Annotated in this window: 16 protein-coding genes; 12 read left to right on the top strand and 4 right to left on the bottom strand. The window is 61.4% G+C overall.

Going from position 1 to position 15551, the window contains the following annotated elements; translation table 11 throughout:
- Nucleotides 1–52 precede the first annotated feature (52 nt).
- Nucleotides 53–2299, top strand: a complete 2247-nt coding sequence (locus tag KUV39_RS10520) for a transglycosylase domain-containing protein (protein WP_222459748.1) — start codon at nucleotides 53–55, stop codon at nucleotides 2297–2299.
- A 102-nt stretch (nucleotides 2300–2401) separates the two neighbouring features.
- On the opposite strand, the gene KUV39_RS10515 is transcribed toward KUV39_RS10520, so the two are convergent.
- The gene (locus tag KUV39_RS10515; protein ID WP_008558830.1) at nucleotides 2402–3010 is read right to left on the bottom strand and encodes an MlaC/ttg2D family ABC transporter substrate-binding protein; all 609 of its coding nucleotides are present in this window, start codon (nucleotides 3008–3010) and stop codon (nucleotides 2402–2404) included.
- Nucleotides 3000–3779 carry an MlaA family lipoprotein gene (locus KUV39_RS10510; protein ID WP_037302672.1) on the bottom strand — a complete coding sequence of 260 codons (780 nt, stop codon included), beginning with the start codon at nucleotides 3777–3779 and terminating at the stop codon, nucleotides 3000–3002. The genes KUV39_RS10515 and KUV39_RS10510 overlap by 11 nt, the downstream gene beginning before the upstream one ends.
- A gap of 182 nt (nucleotides 3780–3961) precedes the next feature.
- On the opposite strand from KUV39_RS10510, the gene KUV39_RS10505 reads away from it, so the two are divergent.
- The 6 genes from KUV39_RS10505 (at nucleotide 3962) to KUV39_RS10480 (ending at nucleotide 9872) form a co-directional block, all read left to right on the top strand.
- Complete coding sequence (locus KUV39_RS10505; RefSeq protein WP_168578462.1) at nucleotides 3962–5695, top strand: type I secretion system permease/ATPase; 1734 nt, start codon at nucleotides 3962–3964, stop codon at nucleotides 5693–5695.
- Complete coding sequence (locus KUV39_RS10500) at nucleotides 5692–6996, top strand: HlyD family type I secretion periplasmic adaptor subunit (protein ID WP_222459747.1); 1305 nt, start codon at nucleotides 5692–5694, stop codon at nucleotides 6994–6996. Before KUV39_RS10505 ends, KUV39_RS10500 begins: the two co-directional genes overlap by 4 nt.
- 123 nt (nucleotides 6997–7119) lie before the next feature.
- The gene (locus tag KUV39_RS10495) at nucleotides 7120–7578 is read left to right on the top strand and encodes a RidA family protein (RefSeq protein ID WP_008562435.1); all 459 of its coding nucleotides are present in this window, start codon (nucleotides 7120–7122) and stop codon (nucleotides 7576–7578) included.
- Entirely contained in the window at nucleotides 7575–8348 is a 774-nt protein-coding gene (locus tag KUV39_RS10490; RefSeq protein ID WP_046211873.1) for a glycerophosphodiester phosphodiesterase family protein, read from the top strand. The genes KUV39_RS10495 and KUV39_RS10490 overlap by 4 nt, the downstream gene beginning before the upstream one ends.
- Nucleotides 8349–8394: 46 nt before the next feature.
- Nucleotides 8395–9582, top strand: coding sequence for a GNAT family N-acetyltransferase (locus KUV39_RS10485; protein WP_222459746.1), 1188 nt, complete (start codon nucleotides 8395–8397; stop codon nucleotides 9580–9582).
- Complete coding sequence (locus KUV39_RS10480; RefSeq protein WP_008561695.1) at nucleotides 9579–9872, top strand: 4a-hydroxytetrahydrobiopterin dehydratase; 294 nt, start codon at nucleotides 9579–9581, stop codon at nucleotides 9870–9872. Before KUV39_RS10485 ends, KUV39_RS10480 begins: the two co-directional genes overlap by 4 nt.
- A gap of 109 nt (nucleotides 9873–9981) precedes the next feature.
- Here KUV39_RS10480 and KUV39_RS10475 read toward each other — a convergent pair whose 3' ends face one another.
- Nucleotides 9982–10470, bottom strand: a complete 489-nt coding sequence (locus KUV39_RS10475) for a peroxiredoxin (RefSeq protein ID WP_046211920.1) — start codon at nucleotides 10468–10470, stop codon at nucleotides 9982–9984.
- Nucleotides 10471–10595: 125 nt separating this feature from the next.
- Between KUV39_RS10475 and KUV39_RS10470 the strand changes: the two genes are divergently transcribed.
- The 4 genes from KUV39_RS10470 (at nucleotide 10596) to KUV39_RS10455 (ending at nucleotide 13558) form a co-directional block, all read left to right on the top strand.
- Nucleotides 10596–11807 (top strand): NAD(P)/FAD-dependent oxidoreductase, encoded by a 1212-nt coding sequence (locus KUV39_RS10470; RefSeq protein WP_222459745.1) that lies wholly within the window; start codon nucleotides 10596–10598, stop codon nucleotides 11805–11807.
- Entirely contained in the window at nucleotides 11804–12358 is a 555-nt protein-coding gene (gene rsmD, locus KUV39_RS10465; protein WP_222459744.1) for a 16S rRNA (guanine(966)-N(2))-methyltransferase RsmD, read from the top strand. Before KUV39_RS10470 ends, rsmD begins: the two co-directional genes overlap by 4 nt.
- A gap of 24 nt (nucleotides 12359–12382) precedes the next feature.
- Nucleotides 12383–13045 (top strand): HAD family hydrolase, encoded by a 663-nt coding sequence (locus tag KUV39_RS10460; RefSeq protein WP_222459743.1) that lies wholly within the window; start codon nucleotides 12383–12385, stop codon nucleotides 13043–13045.
- Between the two features lie 189 nt (nucleotides 13046–13234).
- The gene (locus tag KUV39_RS10455) at nucleotides 13235–13558 is read left to right on the top strand and encodes a YgdI/YgdR family lipoprotein (RefSeq protein WP_008562945.1); all 324 of its coding nucleotides are present in this window, start codon (nucleotides 13235–13237) and stop codon (nucleotides 13556–13558) included.
- Between the two features lie 110 nt (nucleotides 13559–13668).
- Here KUV39_RS10455 and map read toward each other — a convergent pair whose 3' ends face one another.
- Nucleotides 13669–14478: a type I methionyl aminopeptidase gene (gene map, locus KUV39_RS10450; protein ID WP_008559721.1), complete on the bottom strand. Its 810-nt coding sequence runs from the start codon at nucleotides 14476–14478 to the stop codon at nucleotides 13669–13671.
- A 156-nt stretch (nucleotides 14479–14634) separates the two neighbouring features.
- Between map and KUV39_RS10445 the strand changes: the two genes are divergently transcribed.
- Entirely contained in the window at nucleotides 14635–15546 is a 912-nt protein-coding gene (locus tag KUV39_RS10445; protein WP_046211921.1) for a mechanosensitive ion channel family protein, read from the top strand.
- Nucleotides 15547–15551: the final 5 nt, after the last annotated feature.

Here is a 15551-nt window from a genome sequence, read left to right as displayed (position 1 = left end):
GCGGCGACGCTGTATTGTGCGCAAAACGGGCAAACCGGGCAGGATCTGGAAGATGGCACAAGGAACGCGGCGTCGGCCTCTGGTCGCAGACAAACGCTATGCGAGTTCAGGGCGGGGCGCACAGTCCAAGCCCGCCGCGCGCACGCGCAAACCCCGCGCCAAAGCGGCAGGCAAGGCCCGCAAGGGGGGCTTTTTCGGCCTCTTTGGTCAGCGCAAGGCGCGTGCGGGTGGTTCGGGCGGTGGCGGGCGTGGGCCGCGCAAACCCAAGTCGGCGCTTGGTCGGCTGGTGTGGCTGTTGCTGACACCTTTCCGCTGGGCCTTCCGTCTTGCTTGGGGCTTTACGTGGCGGATCGGGATGATTTCGATTGCCTTGGTCGGCCTCGCGGTGGGGTATCACTACCTCAAATTGCCTGAGGCTTCGGCGCTCCTGGATGGCCGGGCACGTGGTTCCGTGACGCTGACGGACCGCAATGGCGAGGTCTTTGCCTGGCGCGGCGATCAGTTTGGCGGTGTCGTGACCGCTGATACCGTCTCCCCCTTCCTCAAGAACGCGATCATCGCGACCGAGGATAAACGTTTCTATCGCCATTTCGGGGTCTCCCCCCGCGGTGTGGCGAGCGCTGTGCGCATCAACCTGCGCGAGGGCCGCGGCCCTCTCTCCGGGCATGGCGGCTCTACCATCACTCAGCAGACGGCCAAGCTCCTGTGTCTGGGCGTGGTCTATGACCCTGATGAATGGGAAAGCGAACGCGCCTATGAACGCGACTGCCGTCAGGGCTCTCTTTGGCGCAAGGCCAAGGAAGCCATCTTTGCGATGGCAATGGAGGCGAAATACACCAAGGACGAGATCCTCTCGATCTACATGAACCGCGCCTATCTTGGTGGCGGTGCCTACGGGGCAGAGGCGGCAGCGCAGCGCTATTTTGGCAAGTCGGCCAATCAGGTCAACGCAGCTGAGGCGGCCATGATGGCAGGCCTGTTGACGGCGCCGTCCACGCTGGCGCCCACAAACGACCTTCAGCGCTCGCAGGATCGCGCCGCCACCGTTTTGCGCCTGATGCAGGAGCAGGGCTATCTGACCACGGCGGAAATGCGCTCTGCTCAGGACAATCCGGCCGTCCTGAGCGAAGCCGCCGCCGCGCGGGCAGGCGGGTATTTTGCCGATTGGGTCATGGACACGATCCCTGATTTCTTTGGCTCGGAAACCACCGAAGACGTGGTGATCCGCACCACGTTGGATCAACGTCTGCAGCGCGCGGCCGAAGAGGCGCTGGCGCATGTCTTTGAAACAAAGGTCCGCGAAGGCTCGAAAGCGCAGGCCGCGATTGTCGTGATGAGCGCAGATGGCGCGGTGCGCGCCATGGTCGGCGGGCGCAAGACACGGGTGTCGGGGGTCTTCAATCGCGCCACACAGGCCCAGCGTCAGACAGGATCAGCCTTCAAGCCTTTTGTCTATGCCACCGCGCTGGAGCTGGGCTATTCACCGCTGGATCGTGTGCTGGACGCCCAGTATTGCCTCGACATTCCCGGTTCCGGCCAATGGTGCCCGCAAAACTATACCCGTAAATTCTATGGTGAGGTCACGCTCGCGCGGGCGCTGCGCGACTCTCTCAATGTGCCGGCTGTCAAGATTTCAGAGGCAGTCGGGCGCGACCTGGTGCGCCAGGTGGCAGGTGACTTTGGCCTGAAAAGCGAACTGGCCGCAGGCCCCGCTCTGGCGCTTGGCGCATCGGAAAGCACGCTGATCAACATGACGGGCGCCTATGCCGGTATTCTGAACGGTGGCTCTTCGGTGACACCTTATGGGGTGACAGAGTTGGCACTGGTCGGTGACAGCACCCCTTTGATGGGGGCCAGCGGTGGCCTAGGCGAGCGGGTGATCCAGACCAAGGCCGCCCAAGAACTGATCTGGATGATGGAGAAAGTGGTCTCTGAAGGCAGTGGCAAACGAGCCCAGATCCCCGGCTGGCAGGCTGCGGGCAAGACGGGCACCACCCAGGCCGCCCGCGATGCGTGGTTTGTTGGGTTCACCGCCGACTATGTTGCCGGTGTCTGGATGGGCTATGACGACAACACGCCCTTGTCCGGCGTGACGGGGGGCGGGCTGCCTGCTGATATCTGGCGCGAGGTCATGGTGCGGGTGCATGATGGGCTGACTCCCAAACCCCTGCCGATGACCGCTCCCAAGCCGATCGCACCACCGCCCCAACCCGAACCCCAGCGTCGCCAGCGCCCGAATGTCGGGCAAGAGCTGGGCCGCGCGGTAGACAGCCTCCTGCGCGATATCTTCGGGAACTGACCCAGGCCCCAGCCCCGATCCCAAACCCAAGCATGAAAAAAAGGCCCCGGCAATCACCGGGGCCTTTTTGGTTGTGGTTGTCCGCTGCCTGGTTCGGGGGCGTCAGCTCAGGCGCTTCAATTCTGAAATCAGGCTGTCGATGTCGCCTTTGTTGCGGTCCAGAATGGCACCGATTTCGGTGCGTTCGGTCAGCAAGAGGTTCACGCCTTCGATGAACATGTTGAAGAACTTGTCGCGGCCGGATTTGTCGGACACCAGAAAGGTGACTTCAAACGGGGCCTGCCCCTGCAGTTTGGCAATCGACTTGATTTCATAGCCGGCCTTGATCTTGCGCGCGGATTGCACCTCGACGGAACCGCCGATGAATTCGCGGAAGCGGCGGCCGTATTTGGTCGCGATGTAGCCCTGGAACGCCTGGGTAAAGGCCTTCATCTGGCTTGCGCTTGCCCGGCGGCTGTCGACCCCCAGCGCGTAGCGGGCCATGATGTTCACATCCGCGTAGCGCACAAAGATCTTTTCAAAGTCGCGGATCATCGCGCTTTCGGACTTGCCGGAGGCGATGACCTTGTTGATGTCGCCCACAACGCTGCCCACAAGGGTGCGCGCACCAGCTTCAGTCAGGGCGAGCAGTTTGGCAGGCAGGGCCGCAAGTGCCAGCCCGGCCAGACCGGTTGCGATGAAGGTGCGACGGGTCAGAAAATTACTCGGCATAGATGTCCTCATAAGGATCGGAGTAGGGATCACCATAGACCCCTTCAAGTTCGCTCTGGTCTTGACCCAATTCGAAGCGGCGGTTCTGCAGATAGATCAGGCGGGCCTGCGCATAGCTGTCGGCGCTTTCGTAAAGGATCGAGTCAATTGTGTCGGAATATGTGCCACGATCCCCGAGCCGGCGCACGACCTCAGCATAGATGCCGATGTTGTCGGCCGGATTATGCCGAGCGTAGCTGATCGGGTTGGTAAAGAAATCCACCAGAATGCCCGCACCATCGCGCGCAGTGGAGGGGCCAAAGAACGGCAACTCCACATAGGCACCTTCGCCGACGCCCCAGACATGCAGTGTTTCACCAAAATCGGTGTCCACGCGCGGCATGTTGAAATCAGAAGCCGGATCACCCAGGCCACCAATGCCGAACACCGTGTTGACGGCAAAGCGGGACATGGCGATCCCGGCTTCCTTGAGGTTGCCCTGCAGCAGCGCATTCACGGCCTGGCCGGGCATCGAAATGTTCTCGGCAAAGTTGTTGAACGCGCGCACCATATCCTTGGGGACAACCGCAACATAGCTTTTGGCCGCCGGGCGAAAGGCATAGCGGTCAACATTGCGGTTGAAGTTGTGAACAGAGCGGTTGCTGTTTTCGTAAGGGTCAAACACCTCGCCAGAGGCGCGCGAGACAGAATCCTGCGTCGCACAGCCTGCAAGCGCCGCGCTCATCGTTACCATGGCCATCATCAAAAAGGGTCGCAGCGGAAAAGTCATTCGCTCGGAGTCCATTATTTTACTGTGGGTGCGATGTGGTCCCACTTATAAAGTTTCTGAGCCCTGCCTAGTGGGGGACTCGGTTTGTTTACCGACTTGTGACAGATATGGAACAGATCCTGCTGACACCTTGGCGCTAAGCGGATACATAGGGCATTTTTAGAAGGAAGTGCAGGCCTGTCATGATGAAATCACTTCATAAGGCCGGGAGCGACGAGTTACGCGCCCATCGCCGCCGCAGTCGGGGGCTTTATTGGGCGGTTGGCATATTCAGCTTCTTTGTGAATATGCTGATGCTGACCGGTCCGCTCTACATGATGCAGGTCTATGATCGCGTTCTTGGCAGCCGCTCCGTCGAGACGCTGCTGGCGCTGTCACTTCTGGTGGTCTTTCTCTACGGGCTGATGGGTGTGTTGGACTATGCTCGGGGTCGTATTCTCGCCCGGATCGGCGCGCGCTTTCAGGCGGGTCTGGATCAGCGGGTGTTTGATGCGATGATCCGTCGTTCCGCCGTGGCACCCGATCCGGTCGCCCAAACCGGCCTCAGCGATCTGGAGTCGGTTCAGCGTCTGATTGCTTCGCCTGTGCTGGGGGCGGCTTTTGATCTGCCTTGGACGCCATTGTTCCTGCTTGGCATTGCCCTGTTTCATCCGTGGCTGGGGCTGTTGGCCCTTGGCGGCGGAGCGGTTCTGATCGCCATCGCAATCATCAATCAGATTCTGTCGCGCGGTCCTCTCCTTGAGGCGGCTCGCTCAGGCCATCGGGCCAACTTGATGTCCGAGGAAATTCGCACCGAAGCCGAGGTGATCCAGTCCATGGGCATGCGCCAGGCCGCATTTGAGCGTTGGAAGCAGGGGCGCGATGCCGCCCTTGGCGACAATGTGGCCGCCAATGACATTGGCGGCAGCTTTACGACGCTGACCAAGACACTCCGCCTGTTTCTGCAATCGGCGATGCTGGGTCTTGGCGCATATCTCGTGCTGCAAAATCAGGTGACGGCAGGGGCGATGATCGCGGGCTCCATCCTGATGGGGCGGGCCCTTGCGCCGATCGAGCTGGCGCTGGGGCAATGGGCGATGGTGCAGCGCGCCCTGAAGGGCTGGCGCAACCTCGCCGAGCTGCTGACCACCGTACCGGAAGAGAAAGAGCGCACCGCGCTGCCAAAACCGCAGGCCAAGCTGGAAGTGCAGGCGCTGGCGGTGATCCCTCCGGGTGACAACCGTCCGCAACTGCGCAACGTCAGCTTCCGGGTAGAGCCGGGGCAGGCGATCGGTGTCATCGGGCCTTCGGGGTCCGGCAAGTCCACGCTGGCACGCGCCCTGACCGGGGCATGGCGCCCGGCGGCGGGAACGGTGCGGCTTGATGGGGCCTCCATCGACCAATACGCACCAGAGGTGCTGGGTCAGAACATCGGCTACCTGCCGCAACGGGTCCAACTGTTTGAAGGCACGATTGCCCAGAACATCGCCCGCCTGTCCACAGCCCCGGACGCCCAAAAGGTGGTGGAGGCCGCCAAAAAGGCCGCGGCACATGATATGATCGTGCGCCTGCCCGAGGGCTATGACACTCGCATCACCGCCGGTGGGGGGCGGCTTTCCGGTGGACAGATGCAGCGGGTGGCACTGGCGCGCGCCCTTTATGATGACCCGGTGATCGTCATATTGGATGAACCGAATTCAAATCTCGATAACGACGGATCGGTGGCGCTCAACAACGCGATCCGTCAGATGAAGGCCGAAGGACGCTCTGTTCTGATCATGGCGCACCGTCCTGCCGCGATCCAGGAATGCGATCTGCTGCTGGTCGTCGATCAGGGGGTTCAGACCGCCTTTGGCCCCAAAGACAAAGTGTTGCGGGAAATGGTCGCCAACCATCAGACCATCCAGCAGTCCACCGGCGCAGGAGGTGTGCGATGAACAGCCAGCAAACATGGTCCGCACGTCGTCCGGTGATTGTGGGCCTTATTGGCGTGCTGGTTCTGATCGGTGGTTTTGGCACCTGGTCTGTTGCCACCTCCATCGCGGGGGCCATCGTTGCCTCGGGGCGGATCGAGGTGGATCGAAACAGGCAGGTCGTGCAGCACCTTGATGGCGGCATCGTGCAGGACATCCGCGTGGATGAGGGGGACACCGTCGAGAGCGGGCAGATCCTTTTGCAACTCGATGCGCGGGAGCTGCGCTCGCAATTGGCAATCACGGAAGGGCAGCTGTTTGAGCTGATTGCCCGCCGCGCCCGGCTGGAGGCAGAGCGCGACCGCGCCGAAACCATCACCTTCGACCCCGAGCTGGAAACAGCAGCCAGGACCAGTGCCGATGTGCGCGACTTGATGCAGGGGCAGACACGGTTGTTTCTGGCCCGGCGTGATTCAGTGGCGCGCGAGATCGAACAGCTGGAAAAGCGCCGCGCCCAGATCAGCAACCAGATCACCGGGATCCAGGCCCAACAGGCCTCGCGCCGCACCCAGCTGGAGCTGATCCGCGAGCAACTGGAAAACCAGCAGTCCCTGCTGGATCGCGGGCTTGCTCAGGCGGGCACCGTGCTGTCGCTTCAGCGCAGCGAGGCGGATCTGCAGGGCTCATTGGGAGAGCTGGTCGCAAGCGAGGCACAGGCCGAAGGCCGGATCACGGAGATCGATATCGAAATCCTCAAACTTGGCACTCGCCAGAGAGAGGAGGCGATCAGCCGTCTGCGCGATCTGCGCTATCAGGAGCTGGAGCTGGCAGAAACGCGCCGCACCCTGCTGGATCGTCTGGAACGCCTGGACATCACGGCACCTGTGTCCGGCGTCGTCTATGGCCTGCAGGTCCATACCCCTCGCTCTGTCATCCGGGCGGCCGAGCCGGTGTTGTACATCGTCCCCCAGGACCGCCCGCTGGTCATTGCCGCGCAGGTGGCGCCCACGGACGTCGATCAGATCTTTGTCGGCCAGCCTGTCACCCTGCGCTTTCCGGCGCTGGATCAACGCAGCACGCCCGAACTCTTTGGGGCGGTTCAGCAGGTTTCTGCAGATGCCTTTGAGGATCCAAATACGGGGATCTCTTATTATCGGACGGAAATCGCGCTGGATCCGGGGCAGATCGACCGCTTGCCGGAAGGCACGGCCCTCATTCCGGGCATGCCGGTCGAGGGCTACATCCGCACCGCCGATCGCTCTCCGCTGGCCTACCTGGTAAAGCCGCTGACGGACTACTTCGTCCGCGCCTTCCGCGAGAGCTGAGCCGCAGGACCGTCCGGCGGCGGTCAATCGTCGCAAATCACAGGCGGAAGGGCCGAATTTCGTCTTTCCGCCTTTGCACTTCCCGGTTAGCGTTCGTCCAAATCGTTTCAAAGGACCAAGACAATGGATATCGAAGCCAAACTCAAAGAGCTGGGGATCGAACTGCCTGCAGCTCCCGCACCGGCCGCAAACTATGTGCCCTACGTGGTCGCAGGTGACATGGTCTACATCTCCGGCCAGATCTCTGCTGATGCAGGCGGGCTGATCACCGGCAAACTGGGTGCAGACATGGATGTCGCCGCCGGTCAGAAAGCTGCCCGCCAATGTGCGATCGCGCTTCTGGCTCAGCTCAAGGCCGCATGCGGTGGCGATCTGAACCGGCTGAAGCGGGTTGTGAAACTGGGGGCCTTCGTGAACTCCACCGATAGCTTTACCGACCAGCCGCAGGTTGTGAACGGCGCGTCTGACCTGATGGTCGAAGTGCTGGGTGACGCGGGCCGTCATGCCCGCTCTGCGGTCAGCTCGCCTTCGCTACCGCTGGGTGTTGCGGTCGAAATCGACGGCGTGTTCCAGATCGCATGACCATGAAACTGCCAGACGCCTTTGTGCGCACCCCGATCACGCATCGCGCGCTGCATGATGTGACGGACGGTCGCCCCGAAAACAGCCGCGCCGCCATGCGCGCCGCCATCGAGGCAGGCTATGGGATCGAAATGGACCTGCAGCTGTCGTCGGATGGCCGCGCGATGGTGTTCCACGACTATGGGCTCAAACGTCTGGCAGAAGGCACCGGGCTGGTGGCGGATTACACCCGCGACCAGCTGCGTGCCATTCCCCTGAAAGGGGGCGATGGAGAGTGCATCCCGGATTTTGCAGAAATCCTTGAGCTGGTGGATGGGCGCGTGCCGCTGCTGATCGAGCTCAAGGACCAAGACGGCAACATGGGCCCCGACATCGGCACGCTTGAGGCAGATACCGTGCGCCAATTGCAGGGCTACACGGGAGAGGTGGCGCTGATGTCCTTCAACCCCCATTCGGTGGTTGAACTGGCACGTCTGGCCCCGGATCTGCCGCGTGGCATCACCACCAGCAGCTATCAGGCCAAACACTGGCCCGAACTGACGCCGGAGGTCTGTGACCATCTGCGCGAGATCCCTGATTTTGACCGGTCCGGGTCGTGCTTTATCAGCCACGAGGTCGCTGATCTCGCCAGCCCTCGCGTTGCAGAGCTGCGCGCCAAGGGGGTGCCGATCCTGTGCTGGACCGTGACCTCTGCCGCGATGGAAGAAGAGGCGCGCAAAATTGCGCATAATGTCACCTTCGAGCGGTATCTTTCTGATATCTCGGCTTGATCCCTTCCGCGGCGGACCCAGATACTGTCTGTCGCGGAGGAATTGAATGGAACAGGCGCAGATCGAAATCGCGGTTCTCGGTGCGCTGTCGCAGGTGGCGGCAGCCGACTGGGACGCCTGCGCCTGCCCGGAGGCCGCCGATGGTGGTGCGCCTCTCGATCCCTTTACCACGCATCGTTTCCTGAGCGCGCTGGAAGACAGCGGTTCGGTTGGGCCCGGAACCGGCTGGCAGCCACAATATCTGACGGCTCGCCAAAACGGAGAGCTGATTGCCTGCGCGCCGATGTACGCCAAATCCCACAGCCAGGGCGAATATATCTTCGACCACAACTGGGCCCACGCCTATGAACGGGCAGGGGGGCGCTACTATCCAAAGCTGCAGATTGCCGCACCGTTTACCCCAGCGACGGGTCGGCGGTTTCTTGTCAAACCCGGCTTTGACGGGATCGGCCAATCGGCACTGGTGCAGGGCGCGGTGCAGCTGGCGGCAGACAACCATGTCTCCTCGCTGCATGTGACCTTCTGCACAGAGGACGAGGCCAGAATGGGCGCGGAGATGGGATTGATGGCCCGCATCACTCAGCAGTTCCACTGGTTGAACGAAGGCTATGACAGCTTTGATGGTTTTCTGGCCGCGTTGTCATCGCGCAAGCGCAAGACCATCCGCAAGGAACGCGCGCAGGCGCAGGGGTTCGGCGGGGAAATTCGGGCCTATCACGGGGCGGATCTGCGCGCCGAGCACTGGGATGCCTTCTGGACCTTCTATCAGGACACAGGCGCGCGCAAATGGGGCTCTCCCTACCTGACGCGGGCCTTTTTCGACATTGCCCATCAGACGATGGCTGACGACATGGTGCTGATTCTGGCTGAACGTGACGGTGTGCCCGTCGCGGGCGCGTTGAATTTCCTAGGCCGCGACACGCTTTATGGCCGCTATTGGGGCTGTAGCGAACACCACCCCTGCCTGCACTTCGAATTGTGTTACTATCAGGCCATCGATCAGGCGATCAGCCGTGGCCTGTCAAAGGTCGAAGCTGGCGCGCAGGGGGAACACAAACTGGCGCGCGGGTATCTGCCTGCCCAGACCCACAGCCTGCACTGGGTTGGGGATCCGGGCTTTGCTGATGCCATCGCCCGCTACCTCGAGGCCGAGCGCAGTGCCATCGAGGAAGAGATCGAAATCCTGACCGACTACGGTCCGTTCCGCAAAGCGCATGTGGAGGAACAACAATGACAGAAATCCTATCCGCCGCCACCCGAGGCCCCTTGCTTGATCCGCTGTTCAGCGCGGGCTGGAAAGAGGTGGACGGCCGCGACGCCATCGAAAAAACCTTTGTATTCGACAGCTTTGTCGACGCCTTCGGCTGGATGACCCGCGCGGCGATCTGGGCCGAAAAATGGGACCACCATCCCGAATGGTCCAACACCTACAACAAGGTCAAGGTGGTGCTGACAACGCATGATGTCGGCGGGCTCAGCGCGTTGGACGCCAAACTCGCCCGCAAGATGGAAAGCCTGCTTTAGGCACGGTCGCAGACTGCCCCGGCCAGCCGATATTCTGGCCGACCAAAATATAAGAAAGGCGCGGATCCTGCCGCGCCTTTTTCGTGTTCCTGGGGCTGGACAGCAGGGCTCAGCCCATTGCGTCCAGCAGGCCCTCACCAGCGGACAGTTCACACTGACCGGGGTTTTCTTCTGCATTCATGATGGCGACCTCGCCGTCCTTGACCAGCATCGCATAGCGCAGCGATCGACCGACCAGACCCACGGCAGGCGCATCAAGCCGCATGCCAATCGCATCGGTAAAGCCGCATTCCGCATCCGACAACATGGTGATGCCCGCAGCATCTGCGCCGGTTGCCTCGGCCCAGGCTTTCATCACAAATGGATCGTTAGCCGCAATGCAGATGATCTCGTCCACACCCTTGGCCGCCAGCGCGTCCTTGCTGCGGATAAAGCTGGGAACATGGGCAGAGTGACAGGTCGGCGTAAAAGCCCCCGGCACGGCGAAAATCGCAACTGTGCGCCCCTTGGTCAGGTCAGCCATGTTCACCTGCTCCGGGCCCTCGGCCCCCATGCGGGTCAATGTCGCCTCTGGCAGGGTCTCTCCGACGGAAATCATGATCTGTTCCTCTCCCATGATTGTGTTTTATATTCCCTCACATATAGGGTCGGGCAGCAACCTTGCCAGAGGGTTGCGCAGCCACAGACCACAAAGCAAGACAGCAAAAAGAGAGAGGGCCGCCAATGACCCATTTCGTCGTAATCGGAGCCGGGCAGGCAGGCGCGTCTCTTGTGGCGCAGTTGCGCAAGCAGGGTTTTGAGGGCGAGATCACCCTCATCGGCAGCGAACCGGTCGTTCCCTATCAGCGCCCGCCGCTGTCCAAGGCCTATCTGCTGGGCGAAATGGGGCTGGAACGGCTCTATCTGCGCCCCGAAAGCTTCTATGCGGACAACAATATCACCCTGAAACTGGGTCATGAGGTGCAGGCGATTGACCCGGCGGCCAAGACCGTGACCCTCGCGGATGAGGTGCTGCATTACGACCAGCTGGCGCTCACCACCGGGTCCAGCCCGCGTCGCCTGCCCGCCGCGATCGGTGGCGATCTGCAGGGCGTTTATGTCTTGCGCGATCTGGCGGACGTGGACGCGATGGCCCCGGTTGTAAGGGAGGGCGCGCGCACTCTGATCGTGGGGGGCGGCTATATCGGTCTTGAGGCCGCAGCCGTCTGCGCCAAACGCGGGGTTTCTGTCACGCTGGTGGAAATGGCCGACCGCATCCTGCAGCGGGTCGCGGCCCCCCAGACCTCCGACTATTTCCGCGCGCTGCACATTGGCCACGGTGTCGATATTCGCGAAGGCATCGGCCTTGAACGGCTGGAGGGCGAAGACGGCGCCGTCAGACGCGCCGTGCTCAGCGATGGCAGCGCGGTTGAGGTGGATTTCGTCGTGGTCGGCGTCGGCATCACCCCGGCCACATCCCTGGCCGAGATCGCAGGCCTGACGATTGAAAACGGCATCAAGGTGGATGAACACGGGCGCACGTCGGACCCGGCGATTTGGGCTGCGGGCGACTGTGCATCCTTCCCGTATCGCGGCAGCCGCATCCGGCTCGAAAGCGTGCCCAACGCCATCGATCAGGCAGAGGTCGCGGCCCGGAATATGCTCGGCGCTGAAGAAACCTATGTGGCCAAACCGTGGTTCTGGTCCGACCAATACGACGTCAAACTGCAGATCGCCGGGCTGAACACGGGCTACGACAATGTTGTCACCCGTCAGGGCAGCGATGGTGCGACGTCCTTCTGGTATTACACGGGCGATCAGCTGGTGGCGGTAGACGCGATGAATGATCCCCGCGCCTATATGGTTGCCAAACGTCTGATTGAGGCAGGGCGCACCGCCGACAAGGGCGTGGTTGCTGATCCAGAGGCGGATCTGAAGCCGCTTTTGCGCGCATGAGGATCATCGCGGGAGAGTTCCGTGGCCGCGCGCTGACCAGTGTGGGCAAGGGGGATGCCGGCGCCCATCTGCGCCCCACCACCGACCGCGTGCGCGAAAGCCTGTTCAACGTGCTGAGCCATCTGGTCGATTTCGACGGGCAGCGGGTGCTGGATCTCTTTGCAGGCACCGGTGCGTTGGGGCTTGAAGCGCTGTCGCGCGGCGCTTCGGAGGCGGTATTTGTGGACGATGGCCGCGTCTCGCAGGGGCTCATCACCAAGAACATCGATCTCTTGCGCATCAAGGATCGCGCGCGGCTCATCCGTCGCGATGCCACCCGCCTGCCGGTCAATGATGGCGCGCCGTTTGACGTGGTCTTTCTGGATCCGCCCTATGGCAAAGCTCTCGGTCAAAAGGCCCTGGCGGCGGCCGTCAGAGGCGGCTGGCTCGCACAGGATTCGCTGGTGGTCTGGGAAGAAAACAGCCCCATGCAGGCCCCGGATGGCTTTAGCCTGCACGACAGCCGCAAATACGGTGACACCCATGTAACGTTGCTGTGGCACGAGAGTTGAGCAGACAGCAAAAAGGATAGGACCATGCCGACCACATACCCCACGCCAAAACTGGTGATTTTTGATTGTGACGGTGTGCTGGTCGACAGTGAAACGCTCAGCAATCAGGTTCTTGCCGATAACCTTGCGCGCTACGGTCTGCACCTGTCCCTTGCGGAATGCATGGATCTCTTTGTGGGGGGCACCATGGCCGAGGTCCGCCAAAAGGCGATCGCGCGTGGCGCAGACCTGCCTGCGGATTGGGTGACAGAGGTCTACGAGGAAACCTATGCCCGCCTGCGCCAGGGCGTCTCACTGGTGCCTGGGGTTTCGGATCTTCTGGCCCTCCTGCAAGAGCGCGGCATTGCCTTTTGCGTGGCCTCCAATGGCAGCGAGGACAAGATGCGCATCACCCTTGGTCAGAACGGCCTGTGGGAGCTGTTCCACCCCCATGCGATGTTCTCGGCCCACACGCTAAAGACCGGCAAACCCGACCCGGATCTGTTCCTTGCCGCGGCCTGTCATTTCGACGTGCAGGCCCGCGATTGTCTGGTCATTGAGGACAGCGAAAATGGCGCCATCGCGGCCGCCCGCGCCGGTATGCGCTGTCTTGGTTTTGACCCGCACGGCAAAGGTCTGCGCCTGACGCGACACAACGCCGAACATATTACCACCATGACGCAGGTGCCCTATCTGATCGGATTGTGACGGAAACGCCGTTGGAAACGACGGTAGGCAGGCTCATCTCGCGGAAAACACTGAAAAATATCCCAATCGTCTTTATTCAACATTTGTCAATCACAGATTGTGTAGTATGCCAAGCACAAGACCCGCGCAGGCCCTTGCGCATGGGTCCGACACAACAAAAAGACGAACCAACAAAGACTAGGGACAGTCATGAAAACCAAACTTACCATCGTCGCAGCCGCCGCTGCGCTGACCCTGAGCGGCTGTGTCTCCCCCGACGTGGTCACCAAGACCCAGGTGGGTGACAGCAAACTGACCTGCGGCGAGATTGAAACCCAGCTGGTCCAGCTGGAAGAGATCCGCGCAGAAGCCAAGAAAGGCAAAACCGTCTCCGGCGCAAACGTCGCGGCAGCCCTGCTGTTCTGGCCTGCGATCATCGGCAACCACGCCAATGCCACCGAAGCGCTGGCCGCCGCAAACGAGCGCCACGAAGTGCTGGTTGCACTGGCCAACAAGAAACGCTGCAAATTCTGATCGCTTGGGCCGGGCCTGCGTCCGGCACCAGACAGATTGGACCGCAGAGGTCATAAAATAAGAATGGGCGCGCCAATCGGCACGCCCCTTCTTTGTGGGGATATGGCCCCTTACCCGTAGGTCGGATGAAACTTGCCGCCCGGTGACAGGGTGAAAATCTCGGCCCCGTCCGCGGTCACGCCGACCGAATGTTCAAACTGGGCCGACAGGGATTTGTCCCGCGTCACGGCAGTCCATTCATCGGCCAGAATCTTGGTCTCTGGACGGCCCAGATTCACCATCGGCTCAATGGTAAAGAACATGCCTTCTTCCAGAACGGGGCCGGTGCCGGGGCGACCATAGTGCAGCACGTTTGGCGGCGCGTGGAACACCAGACCCAGACCATGACCGCAGAAATCGCGCACGACGCTCATGCGCTGTGCTTCGACATAGGATTGGATCGCATGACCGATGTCGCCAAAGGTGTTGCCGGGTTTGACCGCCTCGATCCCCTTCATCAGTGAATCATGCGTCACCTGAATCAGCCGTTCGGATTTGCGCGACAGCTTGCCTGCGACATACATCCGGCTGGTATCCCCGAACCAGCCATCAACGATGACGGTGACGTCGATGTTGAGGATATCGCCATCCTTCAGCTTCTTGTCACCCGGAATCCCGTGGCAGACCACATGGTTCACGCTGATGCAGCTGGCGTGCTGATAGCCCTTGTAGCCGATCGTCGCCGAGGTGGCTCCGGCGTCTTCCACCATCTTGGTGATGAGACGATCGATTTCACCGGTGGTCTGACCGGGAAACACATGCTCTGCGATATCATCAAGGATCCGCGCAGCCAGCGCACCGGCAGCGTGCATGCCGGCAAAATCGCCGGGCTCATAAATACGGATGCCGTCTTTGGTCGTGCGGCCGTCTTTTGATCTCATCTGGCGGGGCTCCATCGGGTGTCTTTGGGATAGCTATGTAAGGGGTTCACAGCCAAAGGGCCAGAGCCACCGCCGCACCGCAGGGGGAACTTTTGCGCGCGAATGGCGTTTTTCTGGCAACGTCCGGGGACCAAACAGCGAAAAGGATCATATGGGATGGAAGCATTGCAGAGCCTGATGAACACCGAAATCTACAACGGCAAGACGCTGTCAGACCTCATCACGCTTGAGTTTCTGGCAGAGCTGATGGGCAATGTTCTCGCGGCTGTCGTGATCCTCGTGGCCGGGTTCATCGTCGCAAGCTGGGTCAAACGGCGCATCGTGCGGCTGGGCGACAGCCACGCCAGCCTCGACACGACGCTGTTTCACTTCCTTGGCACGGTGGCGCGCTATGTCGTGCTCGCCTTTGCGGTTCTTTTCGTACTGAACACATTCGGCGTCCAAACCACCTCGATCATCGCCGCAATCGGTGCCGCCGGTCTGGCAATCGGCCTTGCGATGCAGGGCGCGCTGTCCAACGTGGCGGCGGGCGTGATGATCATCCTGTTCCGCCCCTTCAAACTGGGGGATTTCATCGACGTGAACGGCGAAATGGGCACGGTCAAGGATATCACCCTGAACAACACCGTGATTGCCAGCCTGTCGAACCTCAAGGTGATCATTCCCAACTCCGAGGTCTGGGGCAACACGATCACCAATTATTCCGAATACGATACCCGCCGCGCAGAGTGGACATTCGGGGTTGGCTATGGGGCAAACCTTGCCACGGCAGAGCAGGTGATCCGCGACACGATCATGTCCGACAGCCGCTCACACGCAGAGCCGGAACCGTTCATTCAGGTCAACACTCTGAACAGCAGTTCGGTTGATTTCCTGGTGCGTGTCTGGGTCGATGCGGCAGAGTATTTCCAGTATCAGGCCGACATGAAGCGCAAGGTCAAAGAGGCGCTGGACGAGGCAGGCGTGGACATCCCGTTCCCGACCCGCACCGTGATCCACGAAAACGCAACCACCGACGGGGACGCGGCAGAGCAGACCGCCAAGGGCGAGGCGGACGCAGCCGCCTGATCCCG

Origin of the sequence: Phaeobacter italicus, from assembly GCF_019801785.1 — a bacterium.
Classification (GTDB): Bacteria; Pseudomonadota; Alphaproteobacteria; order Rhodobacterales; family Rhodobacteraceae; genus Phaeobacter; species Phaeobacter italicus.
Note: the sequence above shows the minus strand (reverse complement) of the source record. Positions and strands in the feature narration are given on the sequence as shown.

Excerpts from the sequence above, each read along its gene's own strand:
- KUV39_RS10505 (WP_168578462.1), top strand. The coding sequence starts at position 3,962 with ATGATGAAATCACTTCATAAGGCCGGGAGCGACGAGTTACGCGCCCAT.
- KUV39_RS10480 (WP_008561695.1), top strand. The coding sequence starts at position 9,579 with ATGACAGAAATCCTATCCGCCGCCACCCGAGGCCCCTTGCTTGATCCG.
- KUV39_RS10460 (WP_222459743.1), top strand. The coding sequence starts at position 12,383 with ATGCCGACCACATACCCCACGCCAAAACTGGTGATTTTTGATTGTGAC.
- KUV39_RS10445 (WP_046211921.1), top strand. The coding sequence starts at position 14,635 with ATGGAAGCATTGCAGAGCCTGATGAACACCGAAATCTACAACGGCAAG.
- KUV39_RS10490 (WP_046211873.1), top strand. The coding sequence starts at position 7,575 with ATGACCATGAAACTGCCAGACGCCTTTGTGCGCACCCCGATCACGCAT.
- KUV39_RS10470 (WP_222459745.1), top strand. The coding sequence starts at position 10,596 with ATGACCCATTTCGTCGTAATCGGAGCCGGGCAGGCAGGCGCGTCTCTT.
- KUV39_RS10475 (WP_046211920.1), bottom strand. The coding sequence starts at position 10,470 with ATGATTTCCGTCGGAGAGACCCTGCCAGAGGCGACATTGACCCGCATG.
- KUV39_RS10455 (WP_008562945.1), top strand. The coding sequence starts at position 13,235 with ATGAAAACCAAACTTACCATCGTCGCAGCCGCCGCTGCGCTGACCCTG.
- KUV39_RS10510 (WP_037302672.1), bottom strand. The coding sequence starts at position 3,779 with ATGACTTTTCCGCTGCGACCCTTTTTGATGATGGCCATGGTAACGATG.
- rsmD (WP_222459744.1), top strand. The coding sequence starts at position 11,804 with ATGAGGATCATCGCGGGAGAGTTCCGTGGCCGCGCGCTGACCAGTGTG.
- KUV39_RS10485 (WP_222459746.1), top strand. The coding sequence starts at position 8,395 with ATGGAACAGGCGCAGATCGAAATCGCGGTTCTCGGTGCGCTGTCGCAG.
- KUV39_RS10515 (WP_008558830.1), bottom strand. The coding sequence starts at position 3,010 with ATGCCGAGTAATTTTCTGACCCGTCGCACCTTCATCGCAACCGGTCTG.
- KUV39_RS10500 (WP_222459747.1), top strand. The coding sequence starts at position 5,692 with ATGAACAGCCAGCAAACATGGTCCGCACGTCGTCCGGTGATTGTGGGC.
- map (WP_008559721.1), bottom strand. The coding sequence starts at position 14,478 with ATGAGATCAAAAGACGGCCGCACGACCAAAGACGGCATCCGTATTTAT.
- KUV39_RS10520 (WP_222459748.1), top strand. The coding sequence starts at position 53 with ATGGCACAAGGAACGCGGCGTCGGCCTCTGGTCGCAGACAAACGCTAT.
- KUV39_RS10495 (WP_008562435.1), top strand. The coding sequence starts at position 7,120 with ATGGATATCGAAGCCAAACTCAAAGAGCTGGGGATCGAACTGCCTGCA.